General features: G+C 42.4%; 17 protein-coding genes and 1 CRISPR repeat array. Of the genes, 12 read left to right on the top strand and 5 right to left on the bottom strand.

Going from position 1 to position 25,025, the window contains the following annotated elements; all coding sequences use genetic code 11:
* Nucleotides 1-36 precede the first annotated feature (36 nt).
* On the top strand, nt 37-7,518 hold the full coding sequence (locus AAG747_RS21945; protein ID WP_346823380.1) for a PKD domain-containing protein: 7,482 nt from the start codon (nt 37-39) through the stop codon (nt 7,516-7,518).
* Between the two features lie 78 nt (nt 7,519-7,596).
* On the opposite strand, the gene gyrB is transcribed toward AAG747_RS21945, so the two are convergent.
* A complete protein-coding gene (gene gyrB, locus AAG747_RS21950) occupies nt 7,597-9,540 on the bottom strand; it encodes a DNA topoisomerase (ATP-hydrolyzing) subunit B (RefSeq protein WP_346823381.1) in 1,944 nt (647 codons plus the stop codon).
* 691 nt (nt 9,541-10,231) lie between these two features.
* On the opposite strand from gyrB, the gene AAG747_RS21955 reads away from it, so the two are divergent.
* Entirely contained in the window at nt 10,232-12,415 is a 2,184-nt protein-coding gene (locus tag AAG747_RS21955; protein WP_346823382.1) for a PP2C family protein-serine/threonine phosphatase, read from the top strand.
* A gap of 22 nt (nt 12,416-12,437) precedes the next feature.
* Here the strand turns inward: AAG747_RS21955 and AAG747_RS21960 are convergent, their stop codons facing one another.
* Both AAG747_RS21960 and AAG747_RS21965 read right to left on the bottom strand, forming a co-directional pair.
* Nucleotides 12,438-12,917 carry a hypothetical protein gene (locus tag AAG747_RS21960; protein WP_346823383.1) on the bottom strand — a complete coding sequence of 160 codons (480 nt, stop codon included), beginning with the start codon at nt 12,915-12,917 and terminating at the stop codon, nt 12,438-12,440.
* A gap of 32 nt (nt 12,918-12,949) precedes the next feature.
* Nucleotides 12,950-13,327, bottom strand: coding sequence for a RidA family protein (locus AAG747_RS21965; RefSeq protein ID WP_346823384.1), 378 nt, complete (start codon nt 13,325-13,327; stop codon nt 12,950-12,952).
* A gap of 353 nt (nt 13,328-13,680) precedes the next feature.
* On the opposite strand from AAG747_RS21965, the gene AAG747_RS21970 reads away from it, so the two are divergent.
* The gene (locus tag AAG747_RS21970) at nt 13,681-14,118 is read left to right on the top strand and encodes a hypothetical protein (protein WP_346823385.1); all 438 of its coding nucleotides are present in this window, start codon (nt 13,681-13,683) and stop codon (nt 14,116-14,118) included.
* Nucleotides 14,119-14,255: 137 nt separating this feature from the next.
* Here AAG747_RS21970 and AAG747_RS21975 read toward each other — a convergent pair whose 3' ends face one another.
* Together AAG747_RS21975 and AAG747_RS21980 are read right to left on the bottom strand one after the other, a co-directional pair.
* On the bottom strand, nt 14,256-15,977 hold the full coding sequence (locus AAG747_RS21975; RefSeq protein WP_346823386.1) for an SWIM zinc finger family protein: 1,722 nt from the start codon (nt 15,975-15,977) through the stop codon (nt 14,256-14,258).
* Between the two features lie 107 nt (nt 15,978-16,084).
* On the bottom strand, nt 16,085-17,677 hold the full coding sequence (locus AAG747_RS21980) for an energy transducer TonB (RefSeq protein WP_346823387.1): 1,593 nt from the start codon (nt 17,675-17,677) through the stop codon (nt 16,085-16,087).
* Nucleotides 17,678-17,848: 171 nt separating this feature from the next.
* Between AAG747_RS21980 and AAG747_RS21985 the strand changes: the two genes are divergently transcribed.
* From AAG747_RS21985 to AAG747_RS22025, 9 genes are all read left to right on the top strand, one after another.
* Nucleotides 17,849-18,967, top strand: coding sequence for a helix-turn-helix domain-containing protein (locus tag AAG747_RS21985; protein WP_346823388.1), 1,119 nt, complete (start codon nt 17,849-17,851; stop codon nt 18,965-18,967).
* Nucleotides 18,968-19,058: 91 nt separating this feature from the next.
* A complete protein-coding gene (locus tag AAG747_RS21990; RefSeq protein WP_346823389.1) occupies nt 19,059-19,412 on the top strand; it encodes a hypothetical protein in 354 nt (117 codons plus the stop codon).
* Nucleotides 19,413-19,592: 180 nt separating this feature from the next.
* Nucleotides 19,593-20,057: a YHS domain-containing (seleno)protein gene (locus AAG747_RS21995; protein WP_346823390.1), complete on the top strand. Its 465-nt coding sequence runs from the start codon at nt 19,593-19,595 to the stop codon at nt 20,055-20,057.
* Between the two features lie 61 nt (nt 20,058-20,118).
* Nucleotides 20,119-21,069: direct repeats of the CRISPR family, unit length 30 nt; unit sequence ATTTCAATTCCACACTGGTTCGATTAAAAG.
* A 93-nt stretch (nt 21,070-21,162) separates the two neighbouring features.
* Nucleotides 21,163-21,411: a hypothetical protein gene (locus tag AAG747_RS22000; protein ID WP_346823391.1), complete on the top strand. Its 249-nt coding sequence runs from the start codon at nt 21,163-21,165 to the stop codon at nt 21,409-21,411.
* Between the two features lie 119 nt (nt 21,412-21,530).
* Nucleotides 21,531-21,932, top strand: coding sequence for a VOC family protein (locus AAG747_RS22005; RefSeq protein ID WP_346823392.1), 402 nt, complete (start codon nt 21,531-21,533; stop codon nt 21,930-21,932).
* Nucleotides 21,933-22,274: 342 nt separating this feature from the next.
* A complete protein-coding gene (locus tag AAG747_RS22010) occupies nt 22,275-23,216 on the top strand; it encodes an alpha/beta fold hydrolase (protein WP_346823393.1) in 942 nt (313 codons plus the stop codon).
* Nucleotides 23,217-23,292: 76 nt separating this feature from the next.
* Complete coding sequence (locus AAG747_RS22015) at nt 23,293-23,709, top strand: VOC family protein (RefSeq protein ID WP_346823394.1); 417 nt, start codon at nt 23,293-23,295, stop codon at nt 23,707-23,709.
* A gap of 13 nt (nt 23,710-23,722) precedes the next feature.
* Nucleotides 23,723-24,121, top strand: coding sequence for a DoxX family protein (locus AAG747_RS22020; RefSeq protein WP_346823395.1), 399 nt, complete (start codon nt 23,723-23,725; stop codon nt 24,119-24,121).
* Nucleotides 24,122-24,141: 20 nt separating this feature from the next.
* Nucleotides 24,142-24,606, top strand: a complete 465-nt coding sequence (locus AAG747_RS22025; protein ID WP_346823396.1) for an SRPBCC family protein — start codon at nt 24,142-24,144, stop codon at nt 24,604-24,606.
* Nucleotides 24,607-25,025: the final 419 nt, after the last annotated feature.

Consider the following 25,025-nt stretch of genomic DNA (forward strand, 5'->3'; position numbering starts at 1 on the left):
TTAGATTAAATTTTATAAAATATATTCCTTTTATTCATGCGCGCACGACTACCTTACTATCCTGTTTTCCTATTTCTGGTATGGTCATGCCTTACTTCAGTCACATGGGCGCAGGAAGCCAGCTTTACCCCTTCCGATAAGCCGAACAGCAAAGGTTGCGGCTTTAATGTGTTTGTGTTTACCAATACTTCCGATGCCGGAGCGACCCGGTTTGAATGGACCTTGGGCAACGGCAATACGGCTACCACTACCGGCTTGGGCGAAACGGTAGAAGCTCTGTACTCTTCAGGTTCCTACACGGTCACATTGAAGGCAATTTATCCCGGAGGCGTGGAAAAGACAGCAAGCCAACAGGTGACAGTAGCCGAAAAACCACTGATCCAAGAGATAATTGCTCAACCGGAAAGTGGCTGTGCCCCTTTGTCCGTAAAGTTTGATGCCGACATTGTGGCGGACGCCAATATCATAGATTATACTTGGGATTTCGGAGACAAAGCCAGCGCTAAAGAACCTTCGCCTACCCATGAGTATACGGCTGAAGGAACCTATACCGTCACGCTCCGCATTGTGGATGAAAACCGTTGTATTACACAACAGACTACGGAAGTGACCGTAGGGAAGGAGTTGGCGATAAGTTTTGTGACGGAAGGGGCAACTTTTGCCTGTGTACCACCTCTCAGCGTAAAATTTACGGCCGAAGGAACTGAAACCGGCAAATCGTATACGTATCGATGGAATTTTGGGGACGGTTCACCGGAATTGCTGACACAGGATGCCGAAACAACGCATGAATATACACAAAATGGGATTTTTTCTGTAACGCTCACCGTGTTAGATCCGGAATTAGGCTGTGAAGCAACCTATTCCGTAGAGAATCAAGTTGCAATTCAGCCTTTGGTAGCCGATTTTGAAGTAACCAATATCAGCAACGGTTGTACTCCGACCGAAGTGACTTTTGAAAATACTTCCACCTTGATCAATGATACACAAATTGTGACTTGGAACTATGGGGATGGGGAATCCGAAACGGGTCCAGCCACGGAACTGCGAAACCCTTCACATGTATATACTTCCAGCGGAGTTTATTCGGTGACACTGACCATTGATGACCCGGTAAATGGCTGTACCGATGAAGTAACCCGTACGGATATTGTGGAAATATTGGAGGGACCTGTAGCGGCCTTTACCGCGGATAATACCGGAGCTTGTGCCGGTCCTATCAATGTGAATTTTACCAACCAGTCGACCAATGCGGTGGAATGGTATTGGGATTTTGGAAATGGGCAGACTTTTGACGGGCAAAATCCGGGTTCCATTACCTTTAATGAAGGATCTTATACCGTCACGTTGATTGTTGTGGGGGCCAATGGCTGTGCGGATACATTGCAACAAACAAATTTTATCACGGTCAAGGAGCCTGTAGCAGATTTTACGGCTTTCGATGTGGGAGGCTGTGCTCCTGACTTTTTCCTGAACCTGGTGGATAGTTCTTCTTCTCCGGTGGGTATAGCTTCTTACGATTGGAAAGTGATTAACAGCCGGACGGGAGTGGAAGTTGCCACAAGCACCGCAAAAGATCCTACGCTACAGGTTTCGGATACGGGGACTTATCATGTGGAATTGACGATTACGACACCCGATGGGTGTACTTCTACAGAGATTAAGGAAAATTATGTGAAAGTAGGGGTGCGTCCTAATTCTCTGGACTTTACTGTTTCGGTAAGGGAAATATGTAACGGGACTTTGGTGGACTTTGATGAAGGGGCTTCCGTGTTGAACCCGGACAACCCTTATGATGTGGACTTTTATTGGAATTACATCAGTGGTGATGAGCGGATGGACCAGAATGGCTTTTATGAGTATACCAATATGGATCCTGGCCCTTACAAAGTGACCTTGTTTTATGAGTCCAACGGATGCAAAGATACCTTGGCCATCGATTCGGCTGTGTTTGTCAAATTGCCCAAAGCCCAAGCTTCGAATTATCGCTTTCCTTGTGTGGGAGATTCAATCTATTTTGTGGATGAATCGTATGGGGCTGACAGCCTGGTATGGACATTTGAATTTGTAGAAGATCCCAGTTTGAACTTTACGACTGAAGAAAAAAATCCTGCCGTCTTTATTCCTCCCGGTCAAACGGTTAACTGGACCTTTCAGGTATGGAATTATTGTGATCCTTCCGATCCTTATACCAATTGCGATGGAAAATCCGAAGGGGAAATCGGTTGTGATGATATTACTAACGGCACCGTGACGATGCCTTTTAACAGTGCTCCTGTGTTTGACGGGAATGTATTTGCTCAACCGCAATCCGGCATTCCGGCTTGTGCTCCGGCCGAATTTGATTTTCGCACTTCGATCTCTTTGCCGGGAACTTCCATTACCCGTTTCGATTGGGATTTTGGTAATAACATGACCGGACAAGGCAGTGACATTAGCCAAGTGGTGTATAAGGAGCCGGGAACGTATTCGGTCAAACTGAGCATTACCACTGCGGACGGCTGTCAGTACGATACTACTTTTGTAGACATGATTGAGGTGTTCGGTCCCGTGGTGAAGTTTGATTATTGCCGTGCAGGGACTTGTGTGGGTGACTCGGTGTTATTCCAAGATCAGTCTACCTCCATCGTTCCGATTCAAACCCGTATTTGGGATTTTGGCGATGGTAATACCCTGGAAATAAATGATCCGAGTGAGACCACAATTTATTATCAATACCCACAGGCCAAAGACCCCAACAAGCAAGATGAACACTATTGGGTTACCTTGACAGTGATTGATGAAATGGGTTGTGTAGGGGTGGATAGTGCTAAAGTACGTCCTACCCAGCCCAAAGCAGTCATCGATAGTGTGAACCGGGTGCCGGTTTGCGGTGGGGACGAAATTACCTTTGTGGCTTCCATGGATTCGACTTTAGGGTTGAAGCCTTTTACCTTTCAATGGGAATTTAGTACGGGCAATTCCGGAGGAGGAGAACGGGTGACGGAAACCTTTCCGGCCGGAGAACATTGGGCCCAATTAATTATGTTCGACCAAAACTTTTGTCCGGATACAACCGAAGTGAATTTTACCGTAGTAACCGATTCTTTGGTTGCGGATTTTCCGGAAGATAAAATAGTAGGAGCCTGTCCTCCTTTGCAAGCCAACTTTACCGATCAGAGCTTTATCCTGGATAAACTTCCGGATAACGAAATTGTCTTCTGGCGGTGGGAATTTGGCGATGGCGATTTTATTGAAGGAAATCAAAATCCCGAAAAATTCTATTATGCTCCGGGAACTTATGATGTGACGTTAATTGTAGGGGATGCCTTGGGCTGTTTTGATACTTTAACCCGGGAGGATTTGGTAATGGTAGGTGGTCCGGATGCGGAAGTGGACTTAGGGCAAACCGATACCATTGGTTACGTAAGTCATACCATCGATCTTAGTGTGGACGTGGCTACCGGAAGTGATTTTACCTACATTTGGGATTTTGGCGATGGAACCACAGAGAATACCACTGATTTAGATATTACACATACATACACGACCCCGGGGACTTTTAAAGTCACCTTGGGAATTATTGACAATGCTTCGGGTTGTCAAGTATTTAATTTATTTGAACAAAGAATCATTGTATTGCCTTGCCCGGAGTCGGAACTGACGGATATTACCCAGTGCCGGACGGATGGGCAGATCGTATTAAAACCTTTTGACGAAACATTCGAACCGGACGTAGGGGAATTGTCTCTAATCTGGACCAAAGAGGGGGCAGTGGTAGCGACAGGAGTAGATAGCCTGGTGATTGATCCACCACCGGTAGGTTCTCCGGAGTTGGGTCAAGCCATTGCCTATAAAATTGCCATCGAGATCAAAGAAACCAATCCGGACGGTACCGAAGTAATTTCCTGCGTAGGAGAAGCTACTTCGATCGTGACCATCACGGATAATCCCAGTGCTGAATTTGATATTTCTCCGGCTTGTGTAGGAGATCCTGTCGTTTTTACGGCCATTAATCAAAATGCACAGTACCTGTACTTTTGGGATTTGGATGGAGATGAAGTTTATGATGAGAAAATTAATGAAACAAGCCCTGAGTTTATTTATAACCAGGCTTCGGTTTTCGAAGTGGGCTTGGTTTTGAGTAGTGGAGCTTGTGCGGATACGGTGCGCAAAAGTGTAATGGTATACGAACCTCCGGTGGCAGATTTTGAGGTGCCGGAGGTATGCCAGGGAGAGGCCGTGGTGTTTGATGCCCGGCCTTCTACCGTAGACCCGGGACGGGCCACTACCTATCAGTGGGAGTTTGAGGAAGGTGCCGGTTTTACCGCGCCTTCAGGAAATAAAGAAAGCAGTCCGCCTTATGTATATGGCACCGCAGGTACTTACAAAGTCACTCTGAAAGTCAATTATGATATTGGTTGTTCGAATCAAATTACGAAGGAGATTTTGGTTGAGCCTGCACCAATACCTGATTTTGATTTTACGCAAGTTTGTGTGGGAACAGCAACGGCCTTTACCAACCTGACCCTGGGCACAGGCTTAAATTACGAATGGGATTTTGGAGATAATTCGGATGTGGATATTACCGCAAACCCTACACATGTATATGATTTTCCGGGTGAGTACAAAGTGAAATTAACGGCGACCACCCAAGGTGGTTGTGAAGAAACCATAGAAAAAACAGTGCATGTGTTCAGTGCTCCTCAACCGGATTTTATTCTACCGGAGCCTATCTGTGTGGGACAGGAAGTTACCTTGGAAGGAGTGGACAATAGTGGCAATATCATTGATCAATGGGAGTGGAGTTTTAGTGATGGATCCACCTCTAATTCTCAGGTCACCCCAAAAACATTTTCTGCTGAGGGCACTTTCACTATTACTTTGAAACTCATTAGTGACAATCAATGCGAAGCTTCCGTACAGAAAGAAATAACCGTACATCCAGTGCCGGATGTTGCCTTTACTGCCACTGAAGCTTGTGACGGACAGACGGTCAATTTTGCTATTAGTCAAAACAATGGAGCGGCAATCTCTGCCTATGCCTGGGACTTTGACACTTCGGATGGGATTCAGGTGGATGCAACCACCATGAATCCCAGTCATGCGTATGCCGGACCGGGGGCGTATGAAGTGCAGTTGACAGTAACAAGTGAGGAAGGTTGTGAGAGTACGGTTACCCAAACGGTGAATGTGACTTCCGCTTCCACTCCTCCTGCGGTAACCCTGAACGGACCTGTGCTGGTTTGTGTAGATACGGAGGTAGAATATACGGCAGATCCTGGATTTGATAGTTATCTATGGACCTTTAGTGACGGAACAACAATTACCACCACTGAAGAGAAAGTAACCCATACCTTTGCCATTGGCATGGATGGAAATAACCAGTTTACTGTGAATTTGTTGGCGGAAGCCAATGGCTGTTCTGCCTCGGATGAACTGACGGTAGAGGCAGTAAAGGCAAATGCTTTTTTTGAAGTAACCCAAGCATGTAGCGGAAGCGAAGTGAAATTTACGGCAAAACCGGAAATAGAGCCCGGTTTACCGGTAGCATCGTATGAGTGGATAATCAGTGGAAATGGAATCAACGAGAGTGGAAGTGGTAAAGATTTTATGGTTCTGATAAATAATCCGGGAAGTTATGAAGTGACCTTGAGAGTGAAAGTTGACGGGGCCGAGTGCATTGCGGAACGCTCTCGCTTTGTGACCATTCATCCCAGCCCGGAAGCAGAAATTGCAGTTACTTCTGCTTGTGAAGAGAAAGTCCTTTTAGAAGCCAAAGGGATTACAGGCACGGTAACCCGCTACGATTGGATCTTCCCGAATGAAACCATTACCAAAAACAACCCATTTGTAGAATGGACTCCGGACAGTCCGGGCGTAAAAGACGTAAAATTGATCGTGTATTCGGACGAAGGCTGTACTTATGAGACAAGTAAGCAAATTACCATTGCTCCTAAGCCACAAGCCACCATTGAAATAACCAATGCCTGTGCCGGAAAAGAAACAATCTTTCAGTTGAATTTGGATAACAATACAGCCAACCTTACCAAAGTTACCTGGGTTTTTGATGAAACGGCTGAGCCAATTGTGGTTACCGCTAATTTTGGTGACCCGGTAAGGCGGGTCTTTGAGCGGTTAGGTTTTCATGAAGTCGTTGTGACTTTGGAAGGAGAGGAGGGTTGCTCGGTTACTTACACGAAAAAGGATGTTGAAGTGTACGCTACCCCTGAAGTGGAATTTACTTTTACGGAATTATGTGACGGCAATATCCGGTTTACCGATAATTCTGTCTTAAACGGTACGAGTGTGGAGGAAAGTGCTTACCAATGGGATTTTGATAACGATGGCAATACGGATGCTACCGGGAAAGAAGTTGAGGTATCCCGTGATACTTACTTCCCTGAAAACGGAGAGTCTTACCCTGTCATCTTAACACTTTTAACCACTGAGGGTTGTACGGCTACGGCTTCCCGGGAGGTTGAAATTGAAGTAACTAAGTTTGTGGAAGGAGACAAGGACAGGGTGGTTTGTGCTGGAGAAAACATTACAATTATCGCCAAAGGGGGGGATCTATACCATTTAAGATTAAAAGGAGATAATAATCCGAATCCGATTGCTAGTAACCCCGATGGATCGTTCACTTTTAACCCCGAAGATTTTAGTTTGAAAAAAACTCAAACTTATATAGTGGAAATCGTGGAAGTTATTGGGGGTGAAAAGTGTATTCTTAGTGAAGAAGTGAATGTGACGGTAATCAAATTTCAGCTTGCCGCTGAACTGGAAGATCAGGAGGTATGTGGTGGAGAGCCCATTACCTTTGATGCGGCCATCGCCGATCCCGGTGCTTATGACCGAGTAATTTATGAATGGTCCGATGAAACAACGGTAGTCCAAAGAAGCACAGCTTCCACATTGACAGTTACCGAAAGTGGAGAGTATTCTGTGGTAATTTCTGCAGAGAAGCTAGGGCTTACTTGTCAATCTGAAGAACTAACGGTATCGGCACTTTTTTACACGGTACCATCATCGACTTTACCGGATACGGTCATTCGCCATTGTTTTGAAACACAAGAGGTATTGACCCTGAATGCGGCTGTGGAAGGTGGTGGAAACTATGCTTATAAATGGGAGCATTCGAATGAGACTACGCCTTCAGTAGACATAAGGGATGGTGGAGAGTACATCGTCACCATTACGGATTTAGGTAATGCTTTGCAATGCGTAAGGACAGATACGGTAGTGGTGGAAGCGGTTTGTCCGGTCCGGGTCTTTATGCCGGATGCCTTTACCCCTAACGGAGACGGGCTGAATGATACCTTTACGGCAAAGGGCGCTTTTTTCAGAAATTACCGCTTGACGATCTTTAACCGTTGGGGAGAAGTTATCTATCGCACCAATAAGCCGGAAGAGGGCTGGGACGGTACCTACCTGGGTGAACTCATGCCATCGGGCGTATTTCCGTATATGCTGGAATTCATCGCGGAATGGGATGGGGAAAAGCATACCCAGTACGGGCATGTGACACTGGTGCGGTAATCGAAGAAACCGTTGTGTACAAAAAAACCTTCCGGGTGCTAAAGCCCGGAAGGTTTCTCATATATAATGAAGGATTACCTAAACGTCCAAGTTGGCGTATTTGGCATTCTTCTCAATAAATTCCCTTCTTGGCGCCACTTCATCACCCATCAGCATAGAGAACAAGTGGTCTGCTACTGCCGCCGATTCTATGTCCACACGTTTCAAGGTACGGGTTTCGGGGTTCATGGTAGTGGCCCACAGTTGTTCGGGATCCATCTCACCAAGACCTTTGTAACGCTGAATATTTACATTGGCTTCTTTTTCGCCCGCCAGTTCTTTCACGGCAATATCCCGCTCGTCATCGTTCCAGCAATAGCGTTCTTGTTTTCCTTTTTTCACTAAGTACAAAGGAGGTTGCGCAATGTATAAGTAACCGTTTTCGATCAAGTCTTTCATATACCGGAAGAAGAACGTCAAGATCAAGGTCCGGATGTGGCTTCCGTCCACATCGGCATCCGTCATGATGATGATTTTATGATAACGAAGCTTCTCCATGTTCACGGCTTTTTCGTCTTCTTCCGTGCCGAAAGATACCCCCAAAGCAGTGATCATGTTTTTGATCTCATCGTTATCATAAATTTTATGCTCCTGAGCTTTTTCCACGTTGAGGATCTTACCTCTCAAAGGCAGGATGGCCTGGAAATTCCGGTCACGGCCTTGTTTTGCCGAACCTCCTGCAGAGTCTCCCTCTACCAGGTACAATTCACATCTGCCCGGATCTTTTTCCGAACAGTCAGACAGTTTACCGGGAAGGCCGGTTCCGGTAAGCACATTTTTCCGTTGTACCATTTCCCGGGCTTTGCGGGCAGCATGTCTTGCTTGTGCAGCAACGATCACTTTTTGTACGATGGACTTGGCTTCTTTCGGATGTTCTTCCAAGTAGATATTAAGCACTTCTCCCACACAAGAATCCACTGCGCCTAAGGCTTCCGAGTTTCCGAGTTTGGTTTTGGTTTGGCCTTCGAATTGAGGTTCCGGTACTTTGACCGAGACTATGGCAGTCAGTCCTTCACGGAAGTCATCTCCGGCAATGTCCACTTTTACTTTGTCCAGGGAGCCGGACTTTTCGGCATACGCTTTCAAAGAGCGGGTCAAAGCCCTACGGAAACCGGAAACGTGCGTTCCGCCTTCGTGAGTATTGATGTTGTTTACATAAGAATGTACATTCTCAGAGTAGGAGCTGTTGTAAGTCAAGGCTACCTGTACGGCAATAGAGCCTTTCATCCCTTCCATATAGATAGGCTCGGGCAGGAGTGTGGTACGGGTAGAGTCCAAGTACGTTACAAATTCTTTCAGACCTCCCTCCGAGAAGAAATCTTCGTGATAAGCTTCTCCGTTTTCATCCTTCTCGCGGTGGTCCGTCAATTTGATCCGGATGCCGGCATTGAGATAGGCTAATTCCTGAAGACGGGAAACGATCGTTTCCGTATTGAATTCATGAACGGTGAAGATCGAATTGTCCGGCCAAAAATGTACCGTGGTACCGGTGATATCCGTTTCTCCGATTTGTTTTACATCGTATTGAGGTTTACCGATTTTATATTCCTGTTGGAATATTTTATGATCCCGGTGTACCGTGACTTTCATGTCACTGGAAAGTGCGTTCACACAAGAAACCCCTACACCATGCAATCCCCCGGAAACTTTATAGGTATCTTTGTCGAATTTTCCCCCGGCATGCAAAACGGTCATTACGACTTCCAATGCCGACTTCTTTTCTTTGGGGTGGATATCCGTAGGAATCCCCCGGCCATTATCTGTGACAGATACAGAATTGTCTTCATGCACTTCTACATGAATTTCCGTACAGTACCCGGCCATGGCTTCGTCAATGGAGTTGTCCACTACCTCCCAGATCAGGTGGTGTAAACCTTTAAACCCAATGTCACCAATGTACATGGCAGGTCTTTTCCGGACTGCCTCTAATCCTTCAAGGATTTGAATATTTCCAGCTGAATAGTTTTGTTTATTCTCTTCCATAGATTATAGTTCAACACCTGCAAAAATAACATTTATCGCTTATTTTTCAACTAAATTCTTAAGAAGTCCTGCTTATTTCATTGGACTTTCGCTGTGAGAAGAACCCCGGGTGTAATTTGTTTAGAATAGATTTTTCCAAAGTGTAATTTACGGAATTTCACCTGTATTGCATGCAGTTTTGTCATATTGTTTTTTTGAACAGGTCTGTGTGGTAGCCTCATAAACCCTGAAACAGTGAATTCCCTGCAATCAGGGTATTTGGTCAGGGGAGCGGTTTTGGGGAAAAGTATAAGTTGAAGTGGTTTACACGTATGGTTTTTGACCGAACATGGAATCAAAACCGGCTCGTCAAGACACTTTTTGAAAAGAATAGCCAAAGCTATTGTTGAAAAAAGTAACACAGAGGAGGCCTTTTTGAAACATTTTTCAGGAAAAGGAAAAAGTTTAATTCACTTCATTTTTAAAGAAGGAAATTAACTTTAATGATAGCCTTAATAATATGTTTTTTAAAGAATAATTTTTAAGATTGTAGTAAAATGATATCTCTTCCGGGGCATCCGTTCAAAATGGCTTTAAGCATTTGAGTACTTGGCAACTGCTTGAAAATTAGATGGCTGAAAAATGCGGCTTTTAAGATCCTCTGAAGGGTTTAACAAATACAATTAAACTAATAAACTAAACTTTTCAATTCTTGAATTTCTTTTTCACCAATCGTTTTGGCAATGCTTCATTTATTCTCTATTCTCTTGTTTGGATAGCAGGACTTTGCTGTGTTTATAGTCAAGTGAGAGGCCAAGAGGAGTATCATGGCCGGGCGACTTATGAAACGGGAGGGGCTGCTGCACTGACAACGCTTCAAGTGAACCTCAAAACCGTGACTACAGACGCAGAAGGCTTTTTTAAGATAGACCTTTCTTCCAGCCCCAAAGCGATGGAGGTGGAGCGAAGGGGCTACCGGATCAAACGATGGGGCGTTCGTGGAAAAGAACTCGATGTATTGCTGGCTAGGACAGTTTACTTGATGAATGGTCTGGTGACAGATGAAATGGAATTACCTCAATCACAAATTGAAGTGATATTCCGACAAGAAAAAGAACAATTGAAAGCAATAACGGGTAGCGATGGAGTTTTTCATTTGAAAGTTTCTCCGGAATTTAATTTTGCTCAACCTTTTGAATTGCTCGTCAATCAACAAACTATACCCGGAGAAAATATTTCTTTTTTAGACGATTTTGGTTTTGCAAAAATCAAACTCCTGCCTTCATCAAATCCTTCCAAACCGTGGGTAGTGTTATCCGAAAAGGGTGAACCGGTGGCCGGCAAAGAAGTGACGGTCAATCACCGTGTATTCCAAACCGGCAATGATGGTACCTTACTCAATTGGAACCGAGAAACGATAGCCGGAACCTTGCATTTTCAAGAATTTCAAGTGGTGAGAGTGGACTCCGGCACACATGCCATTCGAGTGTATGTACGGGAGAATGCAATCGTCCCTGTCGAGCCTGTGCTTGCCCCTGTTCAAAAGAAAGAAACGGTAACGGGGCTTGCTACTATTGACAAACAAAATACCGAAGCGAAACCCGGTGAATCCCAGGATATTGTCATGGATTTTTCAGCCATAAAAGAGTTGTTGAAACAAATGGAGGAGCAAGAGCAGTTGGATATCACGTTAATTCACCAACGGATCGAGGAAGTGGCCGGGGCTTTGGAGTTGAGTCAGGCATTGACCCCTTCGGAGAGGGCTTATTTTTTGTCGTATTTGGAGCGTTTGCAAAGCCTGTTAAATGCCCGGAAACAAGAATTTTCTTTTGAGCAGGAACAGACGCAGGCCTTGATAGACAGAATGCGAAAACACTTGTCAGAGAAAGATTCCTTACAACTTTTGGCCGAGAAGCATTTGGAACGGGTCCGCTTCGAACAGGAAGAAACCGTGCGTCAGTTTCAAAAAGAATTGTTAGTAGTGTCCGGCATCAGTGTGTTTTGTATTCTTATGACATTGGGCTTTTTCGTAATCAGCAGGCGTATCCGGAAGCAAAAACAAGAGATTGTACGGCAGGCAACGGATTTACAACAACTGAATGCTCTTGTGCTGGAAAAAAATCAAGATATCACTGACAGTATCCATTATGCACAAACGATTCAGGCTGCCATTCTCCCCGATCCTAAAGCCATTGCGGAAGCGATAGATGACTATTTTATCCTTTACCAACCCAAAGATATTGTCTCCGGAGATTTTTATTGGTTTTCGCACCTTCCGGCAAATCAAAATTCTCCTGCCAAAACCCTGTTGGCTGCCGTGGATTGTACCGGGCATGGGGTTCCCGGGGCCTTTATGTCCATGATTGGCAATACCTTGCTCAACGAAATAGTCAACCACCGGAAAATCAATGCCTCGGATTGTATCTTGGAATTATTAGATAAGCGGATTATCCGGGCCTTGCAACAATACGAAACGGAAAACCGGGATGGAATGGACGTATGTCTTTGTATTATTGAAAACCTGGATCGCGACACCCGGAAGGTGACTTTTACAGGAGCAAAAAGACCTTTGTATTATACCATAAAGGATAAAGTGGAAGTGATCAAAGGAGATCGTAAATCGATAGGAGGCTTGATCTATCAGAACAAGTCGTTTACCAAACACGAACTGGTCCTTAAAAAGGGAACCCGTCTTTACCTAACTTCGGACGGATATGCCGATCAAAATAACCCGGAGTATAAAAAAATCGGTTCCCGGCAATTCAAAACCTTTTTAGAAGAAATCAATACATTGCCGATGGCCCAACAAAAATCTCAGTTGGAAAAAAGACTGCGCAACCATCAACAGAGTGCAGAACAACGGGATGATATTCTGATCATGGGGGTGAAGTTATAGTAAATAAGCATGTGAAAATATTCTATGGGCTGTTGAACAAGGCTCTTTCCAATACTTCATGGCAAATGTTTACTTGTTTATTGAAATTTATCAATGTTACCCAATAATTGATCAGACCTGTAAGGAGGGCAAAAATCCAATACAGAGGGTTGGTACCCCAAAGAAGAAATAACAAGGTGAAAAATAAGGAAAATACGCAGCTGCTTACCAAAATGACTTTAGTACTGTAGAAAAGTTGATACTGTACAAACAATAAAGATCCGGTAGTGGTATCCGAAAACTTCCCTTTGATCAGGGGTAAAAAATTGCTGGGAACCTTTACTTTCCGGGAAAGGGTGAAGGCGTTTTCCCGGATATTTCCATGAAAAAGCTTTAACGGACTATCCACCTCCGCTTTTTGAGTTGAATAGTCCGTAATTGTACATCGCATTAATTGCCGGATTGCCTCTTTGTGCGAGTACGGGAGCACCAAAGTTCTTTTTTTGACTGGAAGTAAGTGCATTTATTTAATTAAAGAAAATTACCTTCCCGTATTTACCGCACTGCGATACACGAAATTTCCACATTCACATCTTTAGGCAATCTAGCTACTTCCACAGTTTCGCGGGCCGGTGCCTGAGTGTTGAAATATTCCCCATATACCTGGTTGATTTCCACAAAGTTACCCATATCTTTGACAAAGATCGAGCACTTAACCACATGGTCGAACGACAAGCCTGCTTCTTCCAGGATGTATTGCAAATTGCGCATTACCTGATGAGTTTCTTCCTGAATGCTACCGGAAATTAACTCTCCCGTGGCTTGGTTGATTGGAATTTGGCCGGATACATATAAGGTGTCTCCTGCCATTACAGCTTGGCTATAAGGACCGATCGGTGCAGGCGCTTTCTCACTGTTGACGATTTTTTTCATTGTTGGTTTAATTTTTTTATATGAAATAGGTTGAATTTCAATTGTTTATAAATAATTTCCCTGGCTTGTGTTTTTAAGAATATTTTGGTATTTAGCGAAAGGAATTACTAAAAAAACGCTTTCAAAGTTAGTGCATCGGATGCTTCTTATGAAATTGGATTCATAAATGTTTGAAGAGCTGCTTGGGTCAGTAGAATAATAGAAGAGAAAGGCCAAAACAAAGGACTCCGGAGAAGCCTGCAAAAGGAACTGATGTATGTGTTTCCCCGACCGGCATTAGCAAGAATCTTGTAGTACTTAAAGGGATATCTTAAACAGGTATATTATTTTTTATAAACTAAACTTGAAAAACCATGAATTCAGTAAAGTCTATGACAGCCATCTTAAGCAGTGTGCTTATGTTCTTCGTCTTTGCTTGTAGTCCTCAGCAAAACGAGGAAAAAAAAGATGATATGAAAGAATTGGAAGCTCAACTAATGGAACAAAAGAAAGAGATTGTTTCTGACATCAATGCGTCTATCCTCAAGGTGGAAAAAAAATTGGCCGTGCTTGAAGAAAAGTTGCAAGCAGAGGAGTTAGAGGAAGAGCTGAAACAACAACTGGAAGGCACTAAAGAAAAGCTAACCATGCAAAAAGACAACTTGGAAAGCCAACTTCAAAAAGTAGAAACCGTGACCAACGAGAATCTGGAGGTATTCAAAAATGAAATAGCCAGTCAGACAGTTGCCATCGATCAAGAGTTGGACAAGCTTTCGGAAGATATGAAAGGCTTGATTTCCAAAGAAGATTAAAAAAACGATAAACAGCCTACTGAAAAGCCATCCCAATTTTTATTGAGGGATGGCTTTTAACGGATGGTTTCTCTTTCATATAATAAATTTTGAGGAAGATGCAATCGACTAAAAATAGGGCATATATTCTCTTCTTCTTATTGAATTTCCGGAAAATACTTGTTCAGTATTTCCATCATGGCCTTTCTTTTGGAGTATTCCATCCTGAAGTACGATACTAATTGTTCTACAATGTTTTGTCCGCCTTTGATCTTTCGGACCTTTTCCAAAACGGTTACAACTTCATTGTATATATTTCTCCCCGTATTAGTTGCATGAGCTTTCAGACTACTCTCGTACAAGGCCAGCAATTCTTCCGGATAGGCATCTTGCAAGTGTTGTGCATAGGAATCTACTAGGGTGAGTGACTTGGGCTGTTTTTGTATAAGTTTTAAAAGCCGCTCATGGTAGCCTTCTTCTATATAAATGGCAGCCAGTAGGTAGATGACATCGTAGGAGTTTATGCTGGTAGTGATGGTGTTAATGATATTTTCACACTGAGCAGGCCATTCTTTTGGGGAATAAGTCGCTTTCAATTTCCGGTAATAGTCAAAGTGGTGATGGGGAGAAGCTAAATACAATTCTTTTGTTTTTTTGCGGATATCGGGAATGTTTTCTTCCGCTACGGCAACTTCCAGCAGGGTTTGCTGCCAGCTTCTTACCGTTCCGAGATGTTGTTTTTCCCGGGCAATTTCAATACCCTTTTGACAAAGGCCTTTAGCCCTTTCAAAATCTTTTCGGGCAAGGGCTTGTTCTACCAATACCTTTCTGATTGGAGGGTATTGTTTGTTGTTTTCCAATAGAATAACGATTTCTTCCGCCTTTTTAAGCCGTTTCAGGTAGTCCAATTTCGTCAGGAGCAATTGAGTGATTTTATACTCCGATGAGAAATGGTTTGGGTTACTTTTTTCCTTTTCGATTTGGCATTCGATAAGTGCTAAAAATTGTTCTTCCTGTTCCCCGGTGGAAATCAACTTAATCATCAGGTCTACAAAGAGATGCCTGAGATCCTTGTATTTTTCTTTTGGGTATTCCGAATGGCAATAGGCATACAATTCATCTTTCATCAGAGGAGGGGCTTGCTCTGTCAACTGATGGATAGTATTCCATGTATTATGGATAACATCACTGGCTCTGCCACTGGAATCATCGGCATTTTGTAACATTACCGGAACTTCCTCGATCAGTGTTTTGCAAATGATCAAGGCTTCGGTAAGGTTCTTTTTGACAAGCATGTTGGCCGCTTTTTGGGCCAGCTCGTTCAGCGAGGAAAATAATGTATTGGCAGAGCGGTATTCCACAAAGCCTCTCCTGCCTTGTGCTACTTTATATAAGTTGCGAACAATTAATCGGTATTTTTCCTCTTGGTCTTCACTCAAATGCTCTGCAAAATGCGCAATAAAGGCATTTTTTAAATTGAGATTTTTTTTGAATTGTGAGAGAATAAATGCTTGTAAGTCTTTTTGGGAGGCTTTATTGAGGATTTCCTCTATCTTTTCTTTGTTCCCCATTCTTTTCTTGCCTCCCTTTTGGGAAGGACCGGCTTTATCCAAATCCATTTGTTCTGCTATGGCGTATAGCATAGCCGTGACATGCTTGCAAACCGGGCCGCCATCATAAGGACAGTCGCAGCTCCAACTCTTGATTTTTGTTCGATGAGTTCTGATTTCTACGGTATAGACTTCCGAGCCATGTACCTGTGCCAGCCACATTCCGGGGGCTACCTTATCCAGGTTATTTACAACGTTCTCTGTGAAATATGCAAACCCCCTTTCTACAATGGTAGGGTTAATTTCCTGTTCGAAATCCTTTAAAGTCATGAGTTGGTTTCTTCTTTTTTTGCAATAGATGCTATTTAGTTGCCAAGCTACTAAAAAACAAGAGAAAAGAGTTTTTTGCTTTTGTCAGTGATAACAAGTAGGGAGAATTAGAATCCCGCAGGCACTGTAATGGTAGGCATAGGCACCGTGTGATAATGGTGATGCATCCAATGATTATCGTGCGTCCAATAGTGATTTCTGTACCTGGAAAAACCTTTGATCGAAAAGTCTACGGGAAGGACTACTTCCTGGGCTACATTCTTCCCTCTGACTTTTGCCGGTTTCCAATGAACTTCGGTGGTAGATTTTGATAGAAACGTTTTAATTAAACGGTTACAATCCGGAGTAAGCCCTTTTAAGATTTGAATATCCGAAACCAATCCGTCAGGTTCCACAATACATTTTATGAATACATATCCATGTATATTTTTCAGTAATGCATTATCCGGGTAACTAAGGTCCTTTGATAGTCTGTTTTGAAATATTTTAAAGCCTATGATTTTAGCGTTCCTTTTACAGGTCTGATACACTTTTTTGCCGTTTTCATCCTGAAAATATGCATTTTTGATCTTGAAATCTTCAAACTCATACGTGATTTGTCGTTGGGCAATGGAATCGTAAAAGGTTTCGATTCCACGACCGGAGCTGTGTAATAAATTTTTCCCGTCAAGGTTTTGAACAAGTTCATAGACAGGTTCCTCTTTCATGAATCGGAATTCACGGTGAACCTGCCCGTTAGGATGGTAGGTGACGCCTCTGAGAGGTTTATTTTTATAGTATTGCATTTTTTTCCGGAGAGAGCCATCGGGATAATACCAAGAGAATCTTCCTTTTCGCTTATGAGGGAAAAAGGAGGTGAAATCCCCTTCATAAATGAGCGTTCCGTCATTGAAATAAAATTTCTGATGAAAAACAGAATCCTCTACCGATTCGGTGAGGGCATAATAAAAAGCCTTTTCAGGTTCATTTACTTCATCCCAGGCTTTGTTAAAGTATATTTTTTCATTCCGGTCATGCTTGCGTTTATATTTTAACAACTTGATCAATACGGGAACGTCTTCACACGTATAGTGTCCTGCCTCAATCCGTTCTTTAAGTGATGTGTACTCACCAAAAACGGCACTGGCCACCTTCTTGAATTTCAGGGGTTTTTGAGGGAAACTAATATACGCATTTGAAGAATCCGCCTTGACGAGGTATGTTGTCACCACATTGCTGGCCCCGGCTCTGATATGTTTGTAAAATGTAAGGCTCCCGACTTGCTCCATTACTTCGGCAAACTCCCTTTTGTTTGACTGGGCACTGGTCAGTTGCCTTTCTACCGTGAAATTCTCAATCACCGTAAAGGAATCTACTCCGATGACATAGGAAGAGCATTCTTTGGGTTTGATGGTTTTTTCAATGCCCTCTTTATAAGACCGGAATTGAAAAAAAGTATTGTATTGAGCATATTTTAAAAATCCTTGAATCTTATTGTTTCCCAAGTCATAATAATATCCGGGCGTATAATCCTTGCCAAGCGTATAAGCAACTTCCAACGATTTTTGAGGAACATAGTCTACATCGAAATAACCGTCTATCATCTGTGCGTTTGCATCAAAGAAGTACCCCAGTTCATAGTTGCTTAGAGGGCCTTGTGAAAATGCCTTGACAGAAATCAATAGAAACAGAAGTAAAAGAAAGTGAGATGTACTTTTCATGGTAGTAAGGGTATCGGTTGGAGTGTTATTTTAAAAGAAATAGAGTGTAAATCGTATACAAAAGAAGATTTTCTTTCTGTTTTCAGAAATTAAAAAAACGCACAAAAATAGAAAATTCTTCTTTTGTCCTACCTTTTCTACTGTATTTGTCTTTTGGGAAACAAAACCGGGATGGCCAAAAAAGTAAATTTACTTCCGGGAAGCAGTACAAGAAAACTAGTTCCCAAAAGAAATGAGAAATTGATAAAAATGTTATCCGAAAAGTCTTTTTCGCCGGAATTAAACAAAATTTACCTTTTCCAAAATCATAGCATTCTGGTTTTGGAAAGTGGTAAGGGGCTATTTCAAGTGGATTTCAGCAACTATGATTACGCTGCCGGAAAAGCCCTCTTTTTATCTCCTGGACAGTACTTCCGGTTGCTAGCCGGACAGTATCAAATACGGATTTTGGAATTCTCCGGTGAGAAAGTACAGGATGTTTATGATTCGAGATTTTTATTTAAACATTTGATAAGTCTGGGGTATATTGATGTGAATCATCCCAAATTATTTTATGAGGAGCCTGAGGTACAGCATCAAAATACATATTTGTTAAATCGTGCAATTACGCATTGGCTGGCGCTGAATCCCTTCAACACTTCCCAAAAGGAAACCCATTTGCTTTTTGACCTGAAAGATATTGTAGACGATAGGTACAGGGAGCCTGTTTCCATGGATTGGGTTGCTAAAAAACTGGCAGAAAAGTCGTACCGGATAAAGTTGCTGACGAAGGAGAAATTGAACCGGACGGTGGTAAAGTTGACAAAAGACAAATTGTTATTGGAAGCTCAGCGAAAAGTGGTTTTTACCGCTTGGACCACCAAGGAAATCGCTTATGAATTGGGCTTTTCAGACCCAAACTACTTCAACCGCTTTTTCAAACTGCATACCCGGAAAACTCCTTACGAATTCAGAGAAAATTACCAGGTAGACGAACGGGATACCTTCGTCCGGGATTTGTTGTCATTGATTGATGCTCATTACAAAGAGCATCATACTATGGCTTTTTATGCCGGGCAACTACATATGTCGGTGAAGAATTTGTCAAAGAAGCTTCATCAACAGTTGGATCGTACCGTACACCAATTGATTAAAGAAAAAATTCTGAATGAAGCTAAAAACATGCTACAAGCGCAAAGGGCTGTGAATGTGATTGCTTTTGAGTTAGGATTTAAAGAACCTAATCACTTTTCGGTCTTTTTTAAACGCAATACGGGACAAACACCTACGGCTTATCAAACCAATTTCTAAAAAGTCCATTCTTTGGGGGTGATTTTGTAGCCTTTTCCTGAGAGGACCGGGGTACTTTTGTTTTATATCATTCACATTAAAAAAAAGAATTATGGAACAATCGCTTCATGAACTTCTCTCGGCAAAAAATCAGATGGTAAAACAAGGGCAAATTGTAGAGGCTACGGAGAAATATTTTGCCCCCCAAGCCCATACCAAGGACTTTGATGGTACAGCAACCCAAGACAAAGCGGCAATGCTCAGCAAAATGCAAAATTTTGCCGGAGCTATCGAGGTTGTCAATGATATCACTTTACACCATTCTTCCCTAAGTGGCAATGTTTCGTTTGCAGAGTTCACCTTTGACTTTGAGATGAAAGACGGTAGTAAGATTATATGGCATGAGATCATCCGCTCGGTATGGGCTGATGGGAAAATCGTGGAAGAGCAGTATTTCAAAGCATAACTCCGGGAAAGATGAAAATCAGGTTTATTTCTCCCAGGTTTTTTTCAGTGTCCTGAAGATGCCTTTCTTGTTCAGGTTTCAGGGAGGCTGGATACCTACTATTATTGGGCAAATGCAGTCGTAGTGTATTGGGTAGTTGCCCTTAGTGAAAATCAGTAAAAACCTTTAAATGATAAACTAATGAAAACGCTATTAAAAACCGGAATCCTCACTTTTTTTACTTTTGGGTTGTTGGTTTATAGCCTGATGGCTCAAGACAAGGCCCAGTTCAATATTGATGACAGTAAGATTGCTCTAAATGGTTACAGCGCTGTTTCCTATTTGGATTTGAACTTGGCTCAAAGAGGAGATAAGGATTATATGTCGGAATACGAGGAGGTAAAATACTTTTTTGTCAATGCGGAACAAAAAAAGAAATTTGATACGAATCCTGGAAAATACCTACCGCAATTTGGAGGATATTGTGCCACGGGGGTGGCCATTAATGCAAAATTCAGAACAGACCCGAACAAGTTTTTAGTGAGAAACGGAAAGTTGTATTTGTTTTTGAACAGCATAGAAGTGGATGCTTTGCAAGTCTGGCTTGCCGATGAAAAATCATTGACCAAAAAGGCCTATGAAAACTGGCCGAAGTTAAGCCAGTAATGGGGAGACCGTCACTTCTCCTACAACCCTTGAAGAGCCTTTGAAGCTCTTCAAGGGTTATCTTTCAATTCCACACTGGTGCGATTAAAAGGGCGTTATTTTTTGATCAGCGGGTTCCAATTCCCCTATTTCAATTCCACACTGGTTCGATTAAAAGCAGAGTTATTGAAGAAATCCGACCCTCTTGGTTTATATTTCAATTCCACACTGGTTCGATTAAAAGATATCGACCTAAGTAGTGTTGGGTGTCCCCTACTTTATTTCAATTCCACACTGGTTCGATTAAAAGGAACGTCTCCGCTTTCAGTGGCTTCAGTGGCTTCAGATTTCAATTCCACACTGGTTCGATTAAAAGCTCCGTTTTGGAGAAATACAACGGTGATAAGTCGTATTTCAATTCCACACTGGTTCGATTAAAAGTACTATTTTTCAACTTGCCTCCGGACGATAAGTTTAATTTCAATTCCACACTGGTTCGATTAAAAGTTGCCGATTGTGCAGATGAGCAAATAAATAGCTCAAATTTCAATTCCACACTGGTTCGATTAAAAGGACAAACTTAAAAAACTATATCTTTGTGGCTATGATATTTCAATTCCACACTGGTTCGATTAAAAGCTTTTTTAGTGTTTCAATGAACGGATGGGCGAAGATATTTCAATTCCACACTGGTTCGATTAAAAGTAACTCCGGAGTGTCTTATGTGAATGTGAATAAGGTATTTCAATTCCACACTGGTTCGATTAAAAGAAACAAATCCGGTCGGGTAGTCCGATCACATGGAGATTTCAATTCCACACTGGTTCGATTAAAAGATTTGGGAGATTACACTAGCGTAGTCAGTTGCTCTATTTCAATTCCACACTGGTTCGATTAAAAGTGTCGCAAATTGTGGAATTACGAAGTAATGGGATGCATTTCAATTCCACACTGGTTCGATTAAAAGTCGGTCATTTCGTGCTTGATAAGTACTTCATACCAGATTTCAATTCCACACTGGTTCGATTAAAAGCCGTTGACTGGCAACCAAAAATCCGCTATTAAATGCTTTTTTCCAAGGTTTCTTCTAAAGATTTTTGAAACGAAGTCGTCGACCGTCAATCCTATGATTTTCCCGGAAGTACAACAACATGAGTATATTCCCCTCAATCCTCTCAATCCCTCCACCCTTCAAATTAATACTTCCTTGTTCCGGTATTCCAAAGGAGGCACTCCGGTAATACATCGCAGAAGACTTTCATATCAGTATAACCCACTTCACTTACGCTTTTCCGGTCACTTTCCAATTGCTTTTATCCGTTTCGATTTTTATACATCGTTGGATGTATTCTGCCACCGTATTGGCTGTCGCTAAGTTATTGAGAATTGTTGTCGCGATCAACCCCTCATATTGTCGTATTTACACAGTATATGTTAGGGTTTTTGCCAATACCTTTGCTTTACAAATCATTCAAAAATTCAAAATTTAAATTTATGGCAACCAAGATTTTTGTAAACCTACCCGTTCAAGACCTTAATAAATCCAAAGAATTTTTTAATCAAATCGGCTATTCGTTTAACGATCAGTTTTCCGATGAGACGACTGCATGCATGGTAGTGTCAGAGGATATTTATGTAATGTTATTGACTCATGCCAAGTTTAAGCAATTCACACCCAAGCAGGTGGCCGATGCTTCGAAAACCTCTGAAGTACTTACTTGTCTTTCGGCCGATAGTAAAGCACAAGTCGATACACTGGTTGAGAAAGCCTTGAATGCCGGAGCCACAGAAGTGAGAGATCCTCAAGATTATGGCTTTATGTATGGCAGAAGTTTTAACGATCTGGACGGACATATCTGGGAGATTATGTGGATGGACCCAAGCGCAGTGAAATAAGGCTGTACGGAATTACCATCCGGTCCTAACAATTATTCTTTCCGGTAAGCACTTACGGTAAACCGTTTTGACAGTGAAATGTAAAATTTTACGATGCTCCTTTCAAAATAAATGGGCTAACTTCAAGTGCTTCAAAGCAAGTTGATTACTAAGGTTATTGGCCTTTTCAATTTCACCTTATCAAGGTTTTCGGCAGAAAGTTTATCCGCCTTTTGGATTATAATTTCTGTGAAAACCTTGAAGAGGTGATGGCTGGGCTACTATGATCCTTAAACAAACATTCCAATTGCTTCACAAAGCAACACCTTACTCAAAATAGAATTAAAACTTTAGTTGAGAACCATGAAAACCATTAATTATAATCCCATATCACTTTGGGCCAACCTTTTTCTTTTTTTCATTGCAATGTCGGGAGGGTATATGGCAAAGGCCCAACAAAACGCTCATTCTTCAGTGAAAAAGCCGGAGGCTATTACTGGGTATGCTCCTGTCAACGGGTTGAAAATATACTATGAAGTGTATGGCAAAGGGCAACCTATCGTCTTGTTGCACGGAGCTTATATGACGGTTCACAAGGCATTTGATGAGATGATTGCTGCCCTTTCCGAAAGTCGTCAAGTGATTTTGGCGGAAATGCAAGGGCATGGAAGAACTGCAGACATAGACCGTCCGATTACGTATGAGTTTATGGCCGATGATGTGGCTGCACTGATGGAGTATCTCAACATCGAAAAAGCAGATATATTCGGTTATAGTATGGGAGGGGGAACGGCTCTTCAGGTGGCGATACGGCACCCGGAGAAAGTGCGTAAACTGGTAGTCGCTTCTGCTACTTATCAATCGGAAGGCATGTATCCCGAATTGCTAAAAATGATATCGACCATCACTCCTGAAATGTTTAAAGACACCCCGTTTAAAAAAGAATACGATCAATTAGCTCCCCGCCCCGGAGATTGGCCCGCTTTGGTGGAGAAGTTGAAAACCTTGGATGAAACCCCACAAAACTGGCCAGCCGAGTCCATCCGCTCTATTCAATCGCCCACCATGTTGATTCTTGGCGATGCCGATGTGATCAGACCCGAACATACGGTTGAAATGTTTCGCTTGTTAGGAGGCGGGGTAATGGGAGATATAACAGGCTTGCCAGATGCCCGTTTAGCCATATTGCCCGGTACAACGCATACCGGAGTGATGGAGCAAACCGATTGGTTGCTTTCGATGATTCCTCCCTTTTTAAATGTTCCCGTTACAGATAAAGTTGAAGTGAGTGTTGGAGAAAAATAATAGAAAAATCGTAAATTATATATTACCTTTAAAATGGTATTTTCGATAATCAATTCACATTCATTTTATCAAAACCATGATACAAATCAATCCCTACATATGTTTCAATGGCAAGTGCAGAGAAGCGATGAATTTCTACCAAGAGTGCTTGGGAGGGGAGCTTAGCTTTCAAACCATAGGAGAAAGCCCTATGGCTGCACAATGTCCTGAGGGTATTCAAGATCAGATTTTACATTCTATGCTTGCCAATGGCTCTCTCGTGTTAATGGCTACGGACATCACTCCTCCGGAAGGGTACAAACCCGGGAATGATATTTCTATTTCTCTGAATTTTGATGAGGAAGAGGAAACCCGGCAATGTTTTGAAAAACTGTCTCTCGGTGGAAAGGTAATAGAACCGTTGAAGGAGCAGTTTTGGGGAGCGATTTTCGGAGTAGTACAAGACCGGTTCGGAAAAGTATGGATGCTTAATTATGAGAATAATAACAATTGAAAATGGAGGAATTATGAAAAATGCTAGAATTCTATTTTGGATTACAACAGGACTTATTTTTTTGTTTGAAAGTATAATGCCGGCTTTGACGTCACATACCGAACTAGCGGTGGAGGGGATCAGGCATCTTGGATATCCGGATTACTTTAGGGTGGAATTGGTTGTGTTTAAAGTTCTTGGAGGCTTGTCATTGATTTTGCCAATGGTACCCGCCCGCATCAAAGAATGGGCCTATGCCGGCTTTGGTATCAACTTTATCTCCGCGTGTATTGCCCATTGGGTAGTCGATGGCTTTGGCTTTCAAACGCTGTTTCCGGTAATTGCTCTGGGTATATTGGCTGCTTCTTATCTTTCTTACCACCGTTTGTCTACCCCTCTTCCTCAAGAAGAAACAACCAAACACTTTGCTTAACTATAAAATTTATTTCAACCATGAACAGACAAACCTTAAATCTATCTATCACTATCCAAGCTTCCAAAGAAAAAGTTTGGAAGGTGCTTTTGCAAGATGAAACCTACCGTATATGGGCCTCCGTTTTCATGGAAGGATCCTATGCGGAAACTGATGACTGGAAGGAGGGGAGCCGTGTTCTTTTCAAATCTCCGGAAGGGGATGGTTTGATAAGCCGTGTAGAACTACACAAACCTTATGAAGCAATAACTATTGAGCATTTGGGAGTGTTGGTGAAAGGAGAAGAAGACTTTGAAGGAGAAGAAGCCAAAAAGTGGAAAGGGACTAAGGAAAGCTATTTTCTGACGGAAAAGGGAGCGCATGTACAACTTACTATCGAACAAGTGACCGATGAAAGTTATATCGATTGGTTTAACTCTACCTGGGAAAAAGCGCTGGAAAAAATCAAAGATTTATCTGAACAAGCCACTGTAACGCATGGTTGAAGTTTTTAAAACAGATGTTCAAGAAGAAAAGCTGGCCCAAAAGATCATAAGCGAATTGCTCCGGCATTTTCCGGGCTGTGAAATAAACTTTGACCTTGAAGACTGTGATAAAATTCTCAGAGTAGAAACGACAAAAAATATATTTTCGGAAGTTATCGCGACTTTAACCCAACAAGGTATACGTTGCGAGATTTTAGATTGAAATGATGCCTGCCATCGAGACCCTCTTTGGATAGTAAGACGGGATTCATTAAGTAAGACTAAGCGATATCTGTCAGTACCGTCCGATTGAATTTTTAGAGAAGTTTTTTAATCACCAACGCTTGTTTTGGTGTGAAGGAAAATAGAGTTCTAAAAGTTTTTAAAATAATAGCGGCCGGACACGATCCCGTTTGCCAGTACTGACACGGATACTTTTT

It is taken from the genome of Rapidithrix thailandica (assembly GCF_039710355.1).
Lineage (GTDB): Bacteria > Bacteroidota > Bacteroidia > Cytophagales > Flammeovirgaceae > Rapidithrix > Rapidithrix thailandica.